The organism is Paremcibacter congregatus (assembly GCF_006385135.1).
GTDB classification, from domain to species: Bacteria; Pseudomonadota; Alphaproteobacteria; order Sphingomonadales; family Emcibacteraceae; genus Paremcibacter; species Paremcibacter congregatus.
This window is the reverse complement of the sequence record NZ_CP041025.1, coordinates 333,463-351,663: the sequence shown is the minus strand read 5'-3', so window position 1 is coordinate 351,663 and position 18,201 is coordinate 333,463. Positions and strand designations below refer to the sequence as shown.

The following is an 18,201-nucleotide window of genomic DNA, read 5'->3' as shown; positions in this document are numbered from 1 at the left end:
ACTTCTTCCCTGGGACTTTTTTTATTGCGTCCATCATTAGCATATTTTGTGACCGAAATGAGAAGTCCCCGTTCTTTTGGTCGTGTTTTTCTATTGCTTCACCGCATAAATGACCAAAAACCCGATAACCGCGGCGGCAAGTCCACTATACCGTATGGCGTTTTCCGGCATCTGTATCACCTGCTTCATCATGCGGCGCATGGCCTCCGGGAAGAGGGTATAAAGAATACCCTCCACCAGAAAGACCGCGCCCAATGCAAGAATAATATCCTGCATCGTCTATTTCTTGAGCCCTTTCAGGTCACCGAAATATTTAAAGAAATCGCTTGTCGGGGACAGCACCATAGTCGTGTTTTCCTTGGCGAAGGCCTGCCGGTACGCAATCATCGACCGGTAAAAACCATAGAATTCCGGGTCCTGATTATAAGCATTAGCGAAAATCCGGGCGGCTTCCGCATCCCCGTCCCCGCGCAATTTCTGGGCTTCCCGTTCGGCTTCCGCCAGGATCACCACCTTGTCGCGGTCCGCCTTAGATTTGATGCGAATGGCCATTTCTTCACCACGGGCGCGAATTTCACGGGCCACCTGGTTTCGCTCGGCAATCATGCTGTTAAAGATCGACTTGCTGTTTTCCGCCGGCAGATCGGTGCGTTTGATACGGACATCAACCACTTTGATCCCCAGTTCTTCGGCTTCTGATTTAACGGAATCCGAAATACTTTTCCGCAGGTCTTTACGTTCCCCGGACAGGGCGGTCTTAAACGCCTGCTGACCGAACACCTTACGCAGGTTGGAATTCAGGATCGTTGACAGGCGGGATTCCGCCCCCGGCACATTGCGCACAGCCTGATATACTTTCAACGGATCATCCACCCGGAATTCCGTGAAGGCATCCACGATGATCCGCTTCTGATCTTCTGTGATGACAATCAGTTCCGGCGTATCAAGCAACAGGATCCGTTTATCAAAATACACCACATCCTGCACAAACGGGGTCTTGAAGTGCAATCCCGGCATGGTCACCGTTCTTTTCCACTTCCCGAATTCCAGAATCAATGCCTGTTCTGTTTCCTTGACCGTAAAGACGGATGCCCCGAGGACCACAACACTAATGCCGACGACAATCAATGCAATTAAGGTTTTCATATTATTCATCATCCGGCTCCTAATTCTGTTTCTTCACATTGGGCAACGGCAGGTAAGGCAGCACGCCCGTTCCATCGTTTTCCAGGATGACTTTGTCGGTGCGGCCCAGAATATCTTCCATGGTTTCCAGATACATCCGACGTCGGGTGACGTCTTTTGCCATTTTATACTGTTCATAGACCGCCAGGAAACGTGCGCTTTCCCCCTGGGCCTTGGTCACCGCACGGGCCTTATAGGCTTCGGCCTGCTGGTTCATCTGCTCGGCTTCCCCGCGGGCGGTTGGCACAATCTCATTCTGATATTTCTTGGCTTCATTGATGGTTTTATCACGATCGGCCTCGGCCTTCTGCACATCGTTGAAGGCTTCCCTGACTTCCACTGGCGGGGAAACTGTATCCAGCTTGACCTGGGTAATTTCTATCCCGGCTTCGTAGGAATTCAGCACCCGCTGCATAATGCCGCGCACTTCGATTTCAATGCCGTCGCGTTCAGACGTCATGATCTGCTGTACTTTCGTCTTGGCGACCACCTCGCGCATGGCGCTTTCGGAAACCGACTTGATGCTCTGTTCCTGTTGTTCGAGGTTAAACAGGAACCGAGCCGGATCGCTGATACGCCAGAAGATGGAATATTCCACATCGACGATATTCTCGTCGCCGGTCAGCATCTGACGTTCCTGTTTTCCAGACCCGACATCGATTTTATTCACAGCAGTAATTTTTGGCGTATACACCCGGTCAATAGGCGGGAAATGGAAATGCAGACCGGTATCTTCAGTTTTAATCCATTTGCCAAAACGCAGAACCACACCGGCTTCATCGGGTTGCACCTTGTAAAAACCGGCATAAAGATAGCCGACGACAACCAACAGGCCGATCAGAAAAAACATGCTCTTGCCGCCGCCCTGTGATCCGCCACGGCCCCCGCCGCCGCCACCGAAGGCCTTGCGGAATTTATCCTGACCCTTGCGGATAAGTTCGTCAATGTCCGGCGGCTGCTGGCCACCACCACCGGGTCCACTGCCCCAAGGTCCGCGGTCTTTACCACCATTATTGTTTTGCCAAGGCATAAACGAAGCTCCTCTATGAAAAAAATATCAAACAAATTATAGGAAAATTCATGGCTCCCCTATAAAAATGCGTTACAGGTCTTATATTCCAAGTAAGGCTTTGGAACAATAGTCTTGTCCGCCAGTATTAAATGTATAGATAGGAAAATAATGTCAGAGATCAAGCGGGATGATGTCCTAAATTGCTTAAAAACCATCCAAATTCCCTCTAAAGGACAGGACATTGTCAGCCTTGGCATGATTCAGGGATTGGTTATCAAGGAAACGGAGATCGGTTTCGCGCTCAATATCGACCCACAAGATGCCGATGCCATGGAACAGATCCGCCAGACCTGCGACGCCAAACTGATGGCGCTGGCAGGGGTCGAGAAAGTCGTCTCGGTCCTGACCGCCGAACGTGCGCCCGGTGAGGCAATGGCGAAACCCGCCACATCCCCCAGAATGCCGCAACATGGCCCGGCGGACTCCCTCACCGGTCCACAACCGATCCCTGGCGTCAAACATATCATAGCCGTCGCCAGCGGCAAGGGCGGGGTCGGCAAGTCGACAACCTCGGTCAATCTTGCACTGGGCTTGCAAAGCCTCGGCCTGAAAGTCGGCATTCTCGACGTGGATATCTACGGCCCCAGCATCCCGACCCTGCTCGGCGTCACCGAAAAACCGACCCAGGATGAAAATAAAAACATCATACCGATCATAAAACACGGGCTGGTCAGTATGTCGCTCGGCTATCTGATGAAACAGAATACCGCGACAATCTGGCGCGGCCCGATGGTGATGGGCGCCGTCAAGCAAATGATCGCCGACACCAAGTGGGATGTGGACGGGGAACTGGATGTGCTGGTGCTTGATCTGCCGCCGGGCACCGGGGATGTGCAACTGACGCTGGCCCAGAATGTGGCGGTCAATGGCGCAGTTGTGGTTTCCACCCCTCAGGACATCGCCCTGATTGACGCCCGCAAGGGCCTAGACATGTTCCAGAAAACCAATGTCCCGGTCTTCGGCCTGGTGGAGAATATGAGCTATTTCCTATGCCCGAGTTGCGGCGAGCGGGCCGATATCTTTGGGCACGGCGGCGCCCGCGACACAGCGCAAGAACTTGGCATGGATTTTCTCGGGGCGATCCCCCTGCATATGGACATCCGCAGCACGTCTGATCAGGGCACACCCATCGTTACCCATCAGCCGGACAGCCCGCATACCGCGGCCTATATCGCCATCGCACGCCAGGTGGCGGACAAGCTCTGACCGCGCGCCTTCAGGCGCAGCTGCTTCTTTGCCGCCCGAGAACGGGAACATCCCTGAAACGGGCGGCCGGCAAAGTAAAGGAAACCGTGGTCCCTTGCCCGACGGCGCTGGTGATGGTCAGGCTCGCCTGATGCAGTTCTAGATATTTCTGCACGATGCTCAGACCCAGCCCCGTGCCTTCTTCGGTCCGGGCATAGGAACTATCCACCTGATAAAATGGGGTCAGAATTTTCTCAATATCGTCTTCGGCGATGCCGATTCCCTGATCCGTTACGGCCACACAGACATCCCCCGTTGGCTGGCGGCGGGCGCTTAAACTGATAACCGTATCAGGCGGGGAAAATTTGATGGCGTTAGACAGAAGATTGAGCATCACCTGCCGCAAAACGCCTTCATCGCCGTAAAAATCGGTCAGAACTTCTTCACAACCACAGATGATCTCGATATTTTTCTTCCTGGCCAGCATGCGCACCATATGCCCGGCATCCTCAAAAACATCATAAAGCCCAAAATCATTTTCACTGATTTCCAGCATCCCGGCCTCAATCTTTGACATTTCGAGAATGCTGTTGATGGTGCCCAGAAGGTGCAGCCCGCTCTTGTTCACGATATCAATATATTCTTTATATTGATGTTGGGCGATCTGGCCATAAAGTCCCTGCTGCATGATTTCAGAAAACCCGATAATCGCATTGAGCGGCGTGCGCAGTTCATGGTTCATATTGGCGAGGAATTCAGACTTGCTGCGGTTGGCTTCTTCTGCGGCATTTTTCGCCCGCAACAATTCCTCGGCCCGGCCCGCCGCCCGTTCATTCTGGGCCTGCAACAAAGACAACGCCGTCCCAATGCCAAGATATTCGTCACCACGACAGATCACAAATCCCCGCAACAAATCATGAGTATCCTTGGTGACCAGCAGGTTGATAACAAAATCCAGACTGTTGTCGGCGTCGATAATCAGTGGCACCTCTGTCATCAGGTCGCGCACCGGACGTTTTTCATACAGGCTGTAACCAAACCGCGCCGCCAGGGTCTGAATGAAATCAACCCGATAAACCAGACCAACCGGCACCCGGTCTTCCAGCACCGCCACCACCAGCAATTCCTCATCCGCCTCAAAATATTTCATCACATCATGACAAGGCGTTTGCGGCTGGACCTCCGGTACATTGACCACAATATGTTCGACATATTCTTCACTCACTGACTTTACTCTCCAGGCTCATGATCAACCAGACTCACGGGAGCCTCCCTCACAGTCTTATAAATTGTGTGATATTTTTTAGAGTCAGAAACCACACAATCGAGGGAATTTACATGACCAAACTATTACAAATTCGAATATATCCTGAATTAACAAATGGTTAACAAACACATCTTCTGCTGACCACCTCTCGGCATTCTGCATCCACACCTTGAACAGGCCGCGCACCGGGCCCATGTAAAAGCATGATCACTTCTTCAATTGTTAGGATTTTTCATGACCACACCCGATAAAGACATCAAAACCATTCTCGAAACCACCCGCACCATTGCCCTGATCGGCGCCAGCAGCAAGCCGGAACGTCCCGCCCATCGGGTGATGAAATTCCTTATGGCGCAAGGCTATGACGTTTACCCGGTCAATCCGGGCCTGGCGGGAACAGAGCTTTTGGGGCGCGAGGTCTATCAAACCTTAAGCGATATTCCGGTGGAAATTGATATGGTCGATATTTTCCGTAATCCCGACAGCGTCGGCCCGATTGTCGAAGAAGCGATCAAAAAACCCGTCAAGACCGTCTGGATGCAGCTCGGGGTAATTAACGAGGCCGCCGCAAACGCCGCCCGTGCCGCCGGCCTGCAGGTTGTGATGGATCATTGTCCGGCGATTGAAATTCCGAGACTGGGGCTAAAGAAGACATAACAGCCTTAGCCGTCACCCCATATCAACATGGATCCTGAGCTCAGTTCAGGATGACACAGAGAAGAGATCTGCGGCCCTCTAAACCCGATCCAGCACGATCAGGCTATAGTCGTGACTGTCTTTCTCGCCGGCTTTATGGCGGGTGCTGTTGCTTTCGAGCCAGTCTTCGGGGTCAAGTTCCGGGAAGGTCGCATCGCCCTCAACGTCGCCATGCACCCGGGTGAGATAGAGCCGGTCCGCATCGGGCAGACACAGCTTGTAAATCTCCGCACCGCCAATCACCATCACCTCATCGAGCCCCTTGGCCTCGGCGAGACTCTTGCCGACCTCCAGCGCCATCTCCAGCGTGAACGCCGGGATCACACCTTCGGGCGCGAATCCCGTATCGCGGGTGATAACGATATTCGTGCGACCGGGCAAGGGTCTGCCGATCGACTGGAACGTCTTGCGCCCCATGATCACCGGCTTGCCCATGGTGGTTTCTTTAAAATATTTCATGTCCGAGGAAATCTTCCACGGCAGGTCGTTATCCTTGCCGATCACGCCATTTTCCGCCACCGCGACAATCATGCTGAGTTTGACCATCAGACCGCCACCTTTCCGGCAATATGGGAATGGGACTGATAGCCCACCAGTTCGAAATCGTCATAGGTGAAGCCGAAAATATCCTTGACCGCCGGATTGATCTTCATCATCGGCAGCGGTAGCGGATCGCGACTGAGCTGCAGCTCTACTTGTTCCAGATGATTGCTATAGAGATGGGCATCGCCGAAGCTATGGATAAACTCGCCGACCTCAAGATCACAGACCTGGGCCATCATCTGGGTGAGCAGGGCGTAGGAGGCGATATTAAACGGCACGCCGAGGAAAATATCGGCGCTGCGTTGATACAGCTGGCAACTAAGTTTGCCGTCGGCGACATAAAACTGAAACAAGCAATGGCAGGGCGGCAGGGCCATATGATCAACATCGGCGACATTCCAGGCGCTGACCAGCAGGCGACGGCTGTCGGGGTTGGTTTTGATCATCTGCACCAGTTGGCTGATCTGGTCGACCGTGCCGCCGTCCGGGGTCGGCCAGCTGCGCCATTGATGACCGTACACCGGGCCGAGGTCGCCGTTTTCATCGGCCCATTCGTCCCAGATCTTGACGCCATTGTCCTGGAGATATTTAATGTTGGTGTCGCCGGTAAGAAACCACAGCAGTTCATGAATGATCGACTTCAGATGCAGTTTCTTGGTGGTGACCATGGGGAAGCCGGCATTCAGATCAAAGCGCATCTGATGGCCAAACACACTGCGCGTGCCGGTCCCCGTCCGGTCGCCCTTGTCCACGCCCGTATCCCGCACATATCGCATCAAATCCAGATATTGTTTCATAGCGCCTTTTCACTCAAATCTGTTAACTGTCATTCCTTCCTGAATGTACAGATTTATGCGCCAATGACTATGAAAAATTTCCTATAATTTATCCAGCGTCATTTCAAAGAACTGATGCCAATTTCCCTCACGCAAATATTCCCCTGTTTCATGCCACTGACCCTTTGCATTGAGAGAAATTGTATAGCGGGATTTCTCATTCGGATACCAGAGGAATTTCCCGTCCACCAGTTCCGCTTTAAAATCGCTTCGGCGTCCATCGGCCAGATAAGAGCGAAATTCGAAATGCCCCTTATCCTTTGCCCAAGACACGACGGCCATCGCATTATGGGTGACTTTCCCCCCGGTCATGCCCCGTCCCTCAATCAGCAGGATGGAATTATCCAGCTTGAAATTAATGTCTTCGGTCTGGTCGAATTCGGCCTTCTGGCGGTCCCGCCCCATGATCCAGCCTTTACCGGCCCACTTTCCGGTCAGAAACGCCAATTTGGACACTTCCGCCCGGGCCACCGGGTCCGTCTCCCCCGGGGCGGAAAATCCGAAAACGGTTGACAGAAAAAAACAAAATACGGCGATAACACCTACTTTCATGATAGCCTCCTCTATTATAGTTGTATTTAAAGACCATCACCATAGCAACCCGCGAGCAAAAGGACCATAAATTCAAATAAAGAAGTACTCTGCCCAACCAAGTAATTTAAACGTGTGCCCTTCTGATCAAAAATCCTGTGATCAGAGATTGAAGTTTGCCAACTGACACTCTATATATAACCTGTTGGGTAACCAACTATGGCAATAAACTGATGTATGGAATAGACGTTGCGGACCCGGGGGCGGTACCCGGCGCCTCCACCACTCTCTCTCAAGAGTTGGAAATGCGGGGGCGAAATAGGATCGACGTGCGTAATAAAGATATAACTTTTGCCCAGAATGATACCTCTGTGAAGGGTCACAACTTGTAAATGCAAACGATAACGAAGCATTTGCTGTAGCCGCCTAATAGGTTAGCTACGCGGGGTTCGAAGGGCACCTAGCAACAGAAGCCCTTCACCTTATCTCCTCCCCACTATATTATTTAATTTGTTGGCCTTTTTTGTCCTAGATCAAAAGAAGCGGCTCTGCTATAGGCTAAGATGCTTTTCATCATCGATTTGTCACGTGAGTAGCCGCCGCCATGTATGGTTTAAGAACACCCGCCGTTCTCTCTCTGATCCTCGCCCGTCTGGGCCGGGGCGTCGGACAGTTCATGCTGTCGGTCATGCTGCTCAACATCTTTGCCGCCACAGCCCTGTCCGCCCAGAGTGCGGCCCAAATGGCGGCGGCGGAAGATGATCTTTTTGCCTCAACCCTAAGCGTCGTCATTTGTACACCGCAAGGGTTGAGACGCATTACTCTTGATGAAAACGGCGAGCCCGTCGATAGCAACGATGATGTCTCGGGAAATTGTGTTCATTGTCTGCCCTGTCACAAGGGCGCCCTGCAAGCGATCTCCACCGAGAACGGCCTCTCTCCTGTGGTCATACTCGCTTCCTACCGCTTCAGCTTTGACACTGGCGCAGCCCTTCCTCCGACTTCTTCGCGCAACCGGGCCTGTCCGCCCCGCGCCCCACCTTACGCCTGAACCTTGTTTTCACACGACTGATATAATGGGTGGCCGATCAGGGCCCACCTGTAAACATATGTAAAATAAAGTCTTAGGTTATACTATGATACACCATCCTTCTTTGAAAGGGCGCCTGTCTCTCGGCGTCAGCAGTCTTGCTGTCTGCACCATTTTCTCTCTGACCGCCCAGGCCCAGACCGTTATCATCACCCCCCATAAAAAGCAAAAACAAGCCTTGGAAGAAATTGTCGTGACCGGCACGTTGATGCAGAAACCTGCGCTGTCAACGTCTGTTCCCAAAGATACCGATGGTCAGCCTTCGGCAGATGCCGGTGATTATCTGCGGCAAATTCCCGGCGTCACCAGCGGCCGCATGTCCGGACACGCGCTGGAACCGGTGATCCGCGGCCAGAGCCGCAGCCAGCTCAATATTGTCAATAACGGTGCCTATCTTGAAGGAGCCGGCCCCAACCGCATGGACACCCCCGCCGCCTTCGCCGATATCGACACCGCCGATGTGGTGATTGTCCATCGCGGTTATCAATCGGTACAATATGGCCCCGGCGGCAGCGGCGGCACGGTAATCGTCGAACATAACGCCCCCGACTTTGACCCGGGGCAAAATATCAAGGGCCGTATTGACGGCGCCTTTGAAAGCAATGGCGATATCTGGAGCGCCGCCGGCCATCTTTCCGCCCGGCACGGTAAAATGTACCTGCGGGTAAACGGCCATTATAAAAATGCGGAAAATTATCAGGACGGCGAAGGTCGGGATGTCCGCACCGCCTTTGAAATCTATGGCGGCAGTCTGGAAGCCGGCTACCAAAGTACGACCACCCTGGTCAGTCTCGGCATCAGTCACGAAGAAACCCGCGACACGCTGTTCCCCGGCGCCGGCATGGATTCACCGGAAGGCCGTGGTACCATCCTGCGCGGCAAGCTGCGCCATGATGTTGACGACGGTGGCGCGCTCAAAACCGTTAAGCTTGATCTCTATCGCAGTCACGCCCTGCATCAGATGGACAATTTCTCCCTGCGTGACCGCATGATGATGTTCCGTCTCAGCGAACTGGACGCCTATACCACCGGTGGCAAACTCTCCGCCGATTTTTCATGGGACGACCGTAACCTTACCCTGGGGGTCGACGTTAAAAATGTCGATCATGACGGCGACCGGGTGGGCAACGATATGGACCGCAGCAACCTTGACAAAGTCCAGAGCGTTCTGATCCCCGATGCAACGATACGCAACATCGGCCTGTTTGCCGAAGGGGTGCAGCCGATTTCATCTGATCTGCAATTGAAAGCCGGCCTGCGTTATGACCATGTGCGCGCCTCCGCCGATCGCACGGATCAAAAAAACGATCTGGTGATGGTGGGCATGATGCCGATGTCACCCGATATGCTGTATTATAATTATTACGGCATCAAAGCGGAAAATCAGACAGAACATAATTTTGGCGGCCTGCTGCGTCTGGAATATGACCTGACCGCGGAAGCGGCCCTCTATATGGGCGTCAGCCGTTCCACCCGCAGCGCCAATACTGTCGAACGCTATATGGCGAGCCTGCTGGGTACCGTAACAATGCCGTCGGGCATGATGATAAACATGAGCTGGGTCGGCAACCCGGACCTTGATCCGGAAAAGCACACCCAGATAGATATGGGGATTGGTTTCCGTGAAGCCGGCTGGAATATTCTGCTGTCAGCTTATTATGACGCCGTCGATGATTATATTTTCCGCGACCGGGCCCACGGTCAGGCGGATATCCTGCTCGACAACAACGCCCTCGTTTACCGCAACATCGACGCCCGCCTGTGGGGATTTGAGATTGAAGGCAGCGCCAGTCTCGGCGATCATCTGACCGTCTTCGGTAATGTTTCCTATACCCAGGGACAGAACCGTGACCTGGATATCCCGCTCTATCAGATCCCGCCGTTCAGTTATGATCTGACGCTCACCTATGCCCGTGACATCTGGTCCGTCGGCGGTCGGCTGCAGGGAGCGCTGGCCCAGCGCCGGGTCGATGACAATCCAATGCAGGGCAGTGGCCGGGATGCGGGCGAGACCGATGGCTATGCCTTGTTTGATCTTTTTGCTTCCCTGGAAATAAAGGACACAACCCATATAAAAATCGGCGTATCGAACCTGTTTGACCAGACCTACGCCAATCACCTGAACCGGGAAAGTCTCAATGATGCAACAACGGTGCGGGTCAATGAACCGGGACGGTCATTTTATCTTCGCCTGAAGACAGATTTCTAATCCGCCTGTGAATCAAGGGAGATGCGGTTTTGCGCGCCGCATCCTCCACCCATAATAGGAGGGGGCAGAAATTACACTGGCTCCTCCTGCCTATACCCGTTATACTTTCGCCCAGACAGATTCGATATCTGCCGTAATTTGTAGTACCCAATAGTAAGATACGGAAAAATGACAGACACTGCTATTCAATATGACGCCATGGTTCAAATGGCCCTTCTTTCGGTGGTCAGAGATGTTTTGAAACGCACCATCGCAGAGGGTCTGCCCGGCGAGCATCATTTTTATATTACCTTTAGCACAAACCACCCAAACGTTAGCATCCCTCCCTACCTCAAAGAACGCTATCCGGAAGAAATGACCATCGTCATTCAGAATCAATATTCCGACCTTCTGGTGGATGACAGTCATTTTGAAATTTCATTGAGCTTCAACGGTAAACTTGAACATCTGTCGATTGCTTTCCCGGCCCTGCAAGGATTTTTCGACCCGAGTGTCGATTTTGGCCTGCATTTTCATGCCGACGAAGACGAAGAAGCCCTTCCCCCTATCGTTGAAGAGACCCCGGGAACTCCGGCCAAGTCCGCCGACGATGAAGGTGACAATGTTGTGGCGCTGGATTTATTCCGCAAGAAGTAATCTCCCCCCAGAGACATAAGGCTATACACATAAAAAAACAGGGTTCGCCATGGCAAACCCTGTTAGTATACTTTAAAAAATACACATACTTTAAATAAAATCATACTCGTACTCATACTCGCTTGCAAGTAGCATCCCGGCCGTCCATTTTCGGATCAACCTGCCTAACTGCCTTGGGGTGCTTGTTATATATTGTACTACTGTTACGCTATACATTACATGTTTTTTGTCCGACCCCGTATCTAAGACTTAGTACATTTATACTAGTTTGTATAGAAAAAATTCATGAGATGACATATAAAAAGTGCAACCCTGACTTTCCAATGCGGCTCGCGCGAATCCACGGTACTGATCACTCTATTAGAGAGGTCTGTTAAGTTCTTGTAATATTTAATATTACACCGGTATAAAAATGAAAACCCTGCCGGTGCTGTGATTTTTCTTGGTCTTTGCCGGTAAAGACTTTAAAACCTACAAAATAGCATCTCCCCGGTCAAAAAGCGGCCTTTTCAGCCCGCGCGCCCAACCAGGGATCCGTACCGGCTTAAATCAACAGGGGTGGAGCGCCCCATACAGGTGGATTAGTATGACCGAAATCACGTATACAGACATGTTTCCTTTAAAAGACGAGAAAACCAAATACCGCAAGCTCACCTCTGATTATGTCTCAACCCGGGAAATTGACGGAAAAACCATTCTCGAAGTCGCGCCGGAAGGTTTGCGCCTGCTCGCCCGCGAAGCCATGCGCGATATCGCCCATCTTCTGCGCCCCGGTCATCTGCAACAACTGGCCGATATCCTTAAAGATGACGAAGCCTCCGACAATGACAAATTCGTCGCCACCGAATTGCTGAAGAACGCCAACATCGCCGCGGGCATGACCCTGCCCAGCTGTCAGGATACCGGCACCGCCATCGTCGTCGGCAAGAAAGGCCAGTATGTCTGGACCGAAGGCGACGACGGCGCGCCGTTGAGCCAGGGGATGGTCGATACCTATACCGGCACGAATTTACGCTATTCCCAGCTCGCTCCACTCAGCATGTTCGAGGAAGTCAACACCAAGACCAACGCCCCGGCCCAGATTGACATCTACGCCACCGAAGGCAATGAATATCATTTCCTGTTTATGGCCAAGGGCGGCGGGTCGGCCAACAAAACCTTTTTGTTCCAACAGACCCCGGCGGTGATGCGCGAAGACAAGCTGCTCGATTTTCTTGATGACAGTCTCAAGACTCTTGGCACCTCCGCCTGCCCGCCCTATCATCTGGCGGTGGTGATTGGCGGCCTCAGCGCCGAAATGAACCTGAAAACCGTCAAGATGGCCAGCGCCCGCTATCTCGACAGTCTGCCAACGACAGGGAATGACTATGGTCACGCCATCCGGGTGCCGGACCTGGAAGAAAAAATCCACAAGTTGACACAGAATTTCGGCATCGGCGCCCAGTTCGGCGGCAAGTATTTCTGCCATGATGTGCGGGTGGTGCGGCTGCCCCGTCATGGCGCGTCCGTGCCGATCGGCATCGGGGTTTCCTGCTCCGCCGACCGGCAGGCCAAGGCCAAGATCACGCCGGAGGGTATTTTCCTCGAGGAACTGGAACGGGACCCGGCGAAATATCTGCCGGAAATCACGGAAGACGCCCTTGCCGAGGCCGTGGTCAAGGTCGATCTCAATCAGCCCATGGACAAGGTCCGCGCGCAATTGAGCCAGTATCCCATCAAGACCCGCCTGTCCCTGACCGGCACCATCATTGTCGCCCGTGATCTCGCCCATGCGGCGATCCTTAAGAAAATCGAGGCCGGCGAACCCATGCCCGATTATATGAAGGACCATATCGTCTATTACGCCGGCCCCGCCAAGACCCCGGAAGGTTTCGCCTCCGGCTCTTTCGGCCCGACGACCGCCGGCCGTATGGATTCCTATGTGGAAACGTTTCAGGCCAACGGCGGCAGCATGATCATGCTCGCCAAGGGCAACCGCAGCAAACAGGTCACCGACAGCTGCGCCACCCACGGCGGTTTCTACCTCGGCTCCATCGGTGGTCCGGCTGCTATCCTCGCCCTGAATAACATCACCAAGGTCGACGTGCTTGATTTTGAGGATTTCGGCATGGAAGCCGTGTGGAAGATTGATGTAAAAAACTTCCCGGCCTTTATCGTCGTTGATGACAAAGGCAATGATTTCTTTAAAAACCTGTAAGGTTCCCCATGACCGGTGATGATACTCTATTGAAAAAACATTCGATCGTCATCGCCGGTCATCAGACCAGTGTGACACTGGAAAATATTTTCTGGCGGCGGCTTAAAGACATCGCCGGACAACGGGACATGAGCCTCAGCCAGATCGTTGCCGAGATCGACAGTCGGCGCGACGGTAATCTCAGCAGCGCCATCCGGGTCTTTGTATTGAGAAACAGCCTATAGGCCGCCGTCGGAGATCAGTTATCCCCGTCCGGCTTGTTTTCTTCCGTCTTCTTGTTCTTTTCAAACAGTTTTTCCAATAACCGTTTGCCAAAATCCTGCGGCGGATTTTCCTTCACCGCCGGGTCTTTCGACGCCCCTTGGGGGGGAGTGGCACTGTCGGGCGTCCCCTGCGGTGAAGCCGGGGCGTCCGTTTTACTGTCTTTTTTGGGATCTTGGCCGAAAATACCTTCAAGGCCACCTTCGCCACCAACCAGTTTCTGCAACATGTTGGAAGCGATCTTCGCGCCCACATAGCGTTCCAGTCGATCGGTTTTGAACGCCACCTTTGGATTGCTGACATCACCGACGATATCGACTTCAATCGGCGGCGCCATAGGGTGATCGGTGAGAGAAAGCTTGCCCCCGGAACGGATCACCCACTGCGACAGGTCCACATCCATGTTTACCTTCGACTTCGCCCCGTCAAGCTCGATATCCAGCGGGCTGAAATTCAGTTTGCCATTCTTGGCCACGATCTCGGTCACGCCCCCTTTATACGAGGTTTTGCCCCCGGAAAGCGCGGTGCCAAGCAAGGACAAAAAGGCTTTTTTATCATCCATCTTGTCAAGACGCCGGCTGAGCGCAGGCACATCAATGCCGGAAATCATACCGGGACTGGCCACCACCTTGCCGCCACCGCTGAGCGATGACATCAAGGCCTGCTGGCTTTTGCCCTTGGCCGTATATTGCCCGGTCATATCAAAGAATCCGGTCACCGGCGCAATCCCGGCGGCGGCCTGCGTCGCCTTGACCAAAGACGCCTGCTTTACCGTCATGTTGATCGTCATGTTCGGCACGCCTTTGCTGTCCAGGTCGGCGGTCAACACCGCCTCGCCGCCAAACAGGCGACCGCTGAAATTGGAAATCCTCAGCACCCCGTCCTTGAGAGACGTCTCAAACGTCGGATTCTCGAAATTATATTTATTATACTGCAGGTTGGCCGCAGATATCTGCGCCCGGCCTTCATAGGCCGACAGGATGCTCAAATCCATTGGCTCCGTGGACCAGTTCCCATAGGCGCGTTTGTCTTTTTGCGGCGCGTTTGGCGGCAAGAAATCCTGTAAAGGGATGTCTCCGGCTTTAATATTAAAATCAAAGACAGGCTTCGCAGGGGCCATATTCACATGCCCGGTCCCGCTAAGCTTCACCGGGCCCAAATCACCCACAATGTTACTCAGCGTATATTTCTCTCCCGATCCCGTCACCTTCACCTTCAGGCCCAGCGCCCCAAGTTTTTGGGCGGACGGACGGAAATCCACCCCAAGGCCGCGGATAAATTCCCGCATTTCCTTGCTTTTAACATCCAGGTCAAGATCAAGGGTCGCCATCTGGCCCTGCATCTTGCGACGGCCTTTGCCCACCATCTGCCCACCGGCCACGGCAACCATACCATCCATATCAACCATACCGGCGCTGGTTTTCACTCGCCCCGCCACGCGGATCGGTTTGTCATCCTGGGCCCGGGGTTTGGTCAGCCCCAGATCAAACTGGTCAATCACCGCCGCCAGACTGCTGGACCGGCCGTCCACGACAAGGTCGGTACTGCCAATATTGGGGAATTGCTTTAACGTCGCACTGCGCAGGGTTCCCTTGACATCCAACTTGTTCACCCCGAATGTGGACTTAATGTTCACATCGGCTTTGGCGAATGTCGCCGCCAGGGAACCGGTGACTTTTGTTTCGCCAATCTGGCCCAGATCAATACCATTTTCCCATTTCAACGCCCGTTCGAGCGGCACCAGCGACGGAGCCTCGGCTGTGAACTCAAGAGACATGCCGGGTTTTGTGCTGAAATCATGTCCTGTTCCCGACATGGTCAGATTAATGCCCGCCGCATCCTGCAGGGTAATGGTTTTCGCATCGAGCTTACCCCCAAGCAAGGTGCCATCCAGCTTCGCGGACTTGACTTTCATGTTACGCACCGTCAGATCGCGGGCCGTCACATCATAAGTCATGTCGAATTCATCCAGAACGGCAAGGCTTTTCTTGTAATCCGGCGTTTCTGTCGCCTTGTCTTCTGATTGTGGCAGATAGGAATCCAGATTGAGGTTATCGACCGTCAGGCGTACCCCGTATGAGGGCCGCGCGCCCAGGGCACTGGATAGCCCGCCAGTGAAACGCAAAGTATCAAGCTTGCCTGTCATGCCGTACAGTTGCAGCAGATCCTGGTTCAGCTTAATGTTGCTTGTATAGGAGAATTGCGCCAACTGGCCGGACGGAATTTCGTTCATATCCATCTTTAGCCAATCCAGAAGTCCCCGCAGGTTGCTGGCGTTAAGCGTCAATTTTCCGGTCAGCTCCGGCATCAGGGCCTGCGCGCCCTCTACCGATCTCACCGCACCGCTAAAAGCCAGACTGGACCCGCCCGGCATGCGGGCGCTCAAGGATGACAGCGTGATCTGACCGTCCCCGGCGGTCGCGGCCAGCACAATCTGACTGGCAACCTTGTTGTTGTACTTCAGCGCCCCGAGTTTCACATCCAGTTTGCCTGACAGACGTTTCAGACTGTCTGCCGGCAGGGGGTCCTCGGGGGACTTCCCCATCTTGTCGGCAGGAGCCACCGCCACAGCGCCATTTTTTTCCAGCGCCGGCAGCAGTGCATCCAGATCAAGCTTGTTGATGGCCAGATCGCCTGTAAACTTCACCGCCTCGCCCAGAGAAAGCTCGGCCTGCCCCTGCCCCCGGCTTTGCCCCATCTGCAAGCTCAGATCCGTCAGCCGAATCCGGTCCTGTACCCCGTGCAGCTGTACATCCAGCGCGAAGTCCTGCCCGATGGCATTGATCGTACGCCCCTTTTTCCCCTGGACCCGATCCAGCGCCGTCACGACGTCCGCCGCATCCTTGGCCTTCACCGCGATCTGCCCGGAAAAAACGGAATCAACCCCGCTGAGAATCACACTGCCCATAACGGTGGCCGCGACCCTGTCATCCAGCAAACCCAGTTTCAGGGACAAAGGTACTTTTTTGCCCGGCCGGTTTTTCCCCAGACTGAGATCAACCTTGGTATCCAGTCCTTTGTAGCGGGCGCTGCCTATAATTTCGAACGGTCCGGTGATGCTTTTGAGTTTCAGATTGGCGTTGATCTTCCGCAGTAATTCCATGCGCCCACTGCCCAGATCTTCAAAGCTGATCTGACCATTGACGATCTGGAATTTATCGAGACTGATATCCGCGCCGGAACTTTTCGATGACGTCGCTGCACCGGTATCGGCCTGCTCGGATCCGAATGTCCAGTTCCCACGGCCATCTTCAAGTATTTCAAGCGCAATAACCGGATCGACCAGAATAAACTTTTCAACCTTGACCTTGCCGCCAAACAGGGAAGAAATCACGGACGGGAAACTGACCTTCACATCCAGGGATTTCAGGGACAACATATAATCGGCCCGCCCCCCGGCGATATTGGTCACAGAAACATCTTTTGCCGACAGGGCCGACGTCGGCAAAAGCGACAGGGACATGTCGCCTTTGATCTTGACCTGACGGCCTGTATAATCGGATGCGGTTTGTTCAATTTGGACTTTATATTCATTCCAGTTCAGGAAACTGGGCACAATAAGGATGCCCCCCACCAGTACAACAATCAACAGTCCAAGGCCAAAGCCAAGTTTTTTCAAGTTTCTCTCCGCATTCCCCGAGTTACTTTCGGCTTATTCTTTTAACAATTACGTTATGTCATATCGGGAGTATACATGACACAAGAACCGTGGCAATAATATGTCTTCATTCTGGCAAAAATTATAATTTCCTGCACTGATCCGACCCGATATAACGGGGGTTCACCCCCCGTAGTGAACCGCCATTATCGCCGAAAGGCGTTAACAGATTTCATACATTTCCCTAAAATATTTAACTATTTTGATGACAATATGATAAGTATCGGAGATAAGGTGGCCTTCCAAGAGGTGCCATTCTTTCATCTGTGAAGGAAGGCAAGGAGCTGATGTATGCCTGAAGACACAAAATATGGTCCCGTTCTGCTGGAAACCACCATCAAGGAAGAATGGATTGATTTTAATGGCCATATGAATATGGCCTATTATGTGTTGCTGTTTGATCAGGCACTGACAAATTTTCTTGAAGAACTGGAACTCGGGCTCAATTACGTCCGCACCCACGGCAAATCAATGTTTGCCCTGGAAAATCATGTAACCTATCAACATGAATTGAAACAGGGCGATCCGGTTCATGTTCATTTCCAACTTCTGGATTTCGACAGTAAATTCATGCATTATTTTATGTGTCTCATTCATAGAGACACCGGGGCCCGTTCCGCCACCATGGAACAGATTTCCCTGCATGTGAATATGGAAAATCGTTTGCCAACCCGGTTTTCCCAAGACAAAATAGACCTGTTGCACCAAAAACTGGATCATCATAAAACCTATGGCGTTCCCCGGGAAATAGGCCGGTCAATCGCCATTCGCCGGCCAGCAAAAAAAGCCTCATCTAAACCGGTCACAAAGAATTCTTGACCACAGGGATTGGGAG

Annotated in this window: 16 protein-coding genes and 1 other RNA gene; 9 read left to right on the top strand and 8 right to left on the bottom strand. The window is 53.0% G+C overall.

Features of this window, described 5'->3' with window-relative positions; translation table 11 throughout:
• Window positions 1-90 precede the first annotated feature (90 nt).
• From FIV45_RS01635 to hflK, 3 genes are read right to left on the bottom strand one after another with little or no spacing between them, the layout of a single operon-like run.
• Window positions 91-276 carry a DUF2065 domain-containing protein gene (locus FIV45_RS01635; protein ID WP_099472525.1) on the bottom strand — a complete coding sequence of 62 codons (186 nt, stop codon included), beginning with the start codon at window positions 274-276 and terminating at the stop codon, window positions 91-93.
• Window positions 277-279: 3 nt separating this feature from the next.
• On the bottom strand, window positions 280-1,155 hold the full coding sequence (gene hflC / locus FIV45_RS01630) for a protease modulator HflC (RefSeq protein ID WP_099472527.1): 876 nt from the start codon (window positions 1,153-1,155) through the stop codon (window positions 280-282).
• 10 nt (window positions 1,156-1,165) lie between these two features.
• Entirely contained in the window at window positions 1,166-2,215 is a 1,050-nt protein-coding gene (hflK, locus tag FIV45_RS01625; protein ID WP_099472528.1) for an FtsH protease activity modulator HflK, read from the bottom strand.
• 150 nt (window positions 2,216-2,365) lie between these two features.
• Here hflK and apbC point away from each other — a divergent pair, with 150 nt between their 5' ends.
• Window positions 2,366-3,463, top strand: a complete 1,098-nt coding sequence (gene apbC, locus FIV45_RS01620; protein ID WP_099472530.1) for an iron-sulfur cluster carrier protein ApbC — start codon at window positions 2,366-2,368, stop codon at window positions 3,461-3,463.
• A 10-nt stretch (window positions 3,464-3,473) separates the two neighbouring features.
• On the opposite strand, the gene FIV45_RS01615 is transcribed toward apbC, so the two are convergent.
• On the bottom strand, window positions 3,474-4,667 hold the full coding sequence (locus FIV45_RS01615; protein ID WP_099472532.1) for a sensor histidine kinase: 1,194 nt from the start codon (window positions 4,665-4,667) through the stop codon (window positions 3,474-3,476).
• A gap of 276 nt (window positions 4,668-4,943) precedes the next feature.
• Between FIV45_RS01615 and FIV45_RS01610 the strand changes: the two genes are divergently transcribed.
• On the top strand, window positions 4,944-5,366 hold the full coding sequence (locus tag FIV45_RS01610) for a CoA-binding protein (protein WP_099472534.1): 423 nt from the start codon (window positions 4,944-4,946) through the stop codon (window positions 5,364-5,366).
• Window positions 5,367-5,444: 78 nt separating this feature from the next.
• Here the strand turns inward: FIV45_RS01610 and FIV45_RS01605 are convergent, their stop codons facing one another.
• The 3 genes from FIV45_RS01605 to FIV45_RS01595 all read right to left on the bottom strand — a co-directional run bounded on the left by FIV45_RS01605 (window position 5,445) and on the right by FIV45_RS01595 (window position 7,336).
• Window positions 5,445-5,951 (bottom strand): dihydrofolate reductase, encoded by a 507-nt coding sequence (locus tag FIV45_RS01605; protein WP_099472535.1) that lies wholly within the window; start codon window positions 5,949-5,951, stop codon window positions 5,445-5,447.
• A complete protein-coding gene (locus FIV45_RS01600; protein ID WP_099472537.1) occupies window positions 5,951-6,745 on the bottom strand; it encodes a thymidylate synthase in 795 nt (264 codons plus the stop codon). The genes FIV45_RS01605 and FIV45_RS01600 overlap by 1 nt, the downstream gene beginning before the upstream one ends.
• A gap of 81 nt (window positions 6,746-6,826) precedes the next feature.
• A complete protein-coding gene (locus FIV45_RS01595) occupies window positions 6,827-7,336 on the bottom strand; it encodes a hypothetical protein (protein ID WP_099472539.1) in 510 nt (169 codons plus the stop codon).
• A gap of 144 nt (window positions 7,337-7,480) precedes the next feature.
• On the opposite strand from FIV45_RS01595, the gene ssrA reads away from it, so the two are divergent.
• The 6 genes from ssrA (at window position 7,481) to FIV45_RS01565 (ending at window position 13,671) form a co-directional block, all read left to right on the top strand.
• Window positions 7,481-7,797, top strand: a transfer-messenger RNA (tmRNA) gene (ssrA, locus tag FIV45_RS01590).
• A gap of 122 nt (window positions 7,798-7,919) precedes the next feature.
• Window positions 7,920-8,366, top strand: coding sequence for a hypothetical protein (locus FIV45_RS01585; protein WP_099472540.1), 447 nt, complete (start codon window positions 7,920-7,922; stop codon window positions 8,364-8,366).
• A gap of 85 nt (window positions 8,367-8,451) precedes the next feature.
• A complete protein-coding gene (locus tag FIV45_RS01580) occupies window positions 8,452-10,614 on the top strand; it encodes a TonB-dependent receptor domain-containing protein (RefSeq protein ID WP_099472542.1) in 2,163 nt (720 codons plus the stop codon).
• Between the two features lie 168 nt (window positions 10,615-10,782).
• Window positions 10,783-11,250, top strand: coding sequence for an SspB family protein (locus FIV45_RS01575; protein WP_099472544.1), 468 nt, complete (start codon window positions 10,783-10,785; stop codon window positions 11,248-11,250).
• A 586-nt stretch (window positions 11,251-11,836) separates the two neighbouring features.
• The gene (locus FIV45_RS01570) at window positions 11,837-13,447 is read left to right on the top strand and encodes a fumarate hydratase (RefSeq protein ID WP_099472546.1); all 1,611 of its coding nucleotides are present in this window, start codon (window positions 11,837-11,839) and stop codon (window positions 13,445-13,447) included.
• Window positions 13,448-13,455: 8 nt separating this feature from the next.
• Entirely contained in the window at window positions 13,456-13,671 is a 216-nt protein-coding gene (locus tag FIV45_RS01565; protein WP_099472548.1) for a ribbon-helix-helix domain-containing protein, read from the top strand.
• A 14-nt stretch (window positions 13,672-13,685) separates the two neighbouring features.
• On the opposite strand, the gene FIV45_RS01560 is transcribed toward FIV45_RS01565, so the two are convergent.
• Window positions 13,686-17,327 carry an AsmA family protein gene (locus FIV45_RS01560; RefSeq protein WP_099472550.1) on the bottom strand — a complete coding sequence of 1,214 codons (3,642 nt, stop codon included), beginning with the start codon at window positions 17,325-17,327 and terminating at the stop codon, window positions 13,686-13,688.
• Between the two features lie 330 nt (window positions 17,328-17,657).
• Between FIV45_RS01560 and FIV45_RS01555 the strand changes: the two genes are divergently transcribed.
• Window positions 17,658-18,185 carry a thioesterase family protein gene (locus tag FIV45_RS01555; RefSeq protein WP_099472551.1) on the top strand — a complete coding sequence of 176 codons (528 nt, stop codon included), beginning with the start codon at window positions 17,658-17,660 and terminating at the stop codon, window positions 18,183-18,185.
• The last annotated feature ends 16 nt before the right edge of the window (window positions 18,186-18,201 follow it).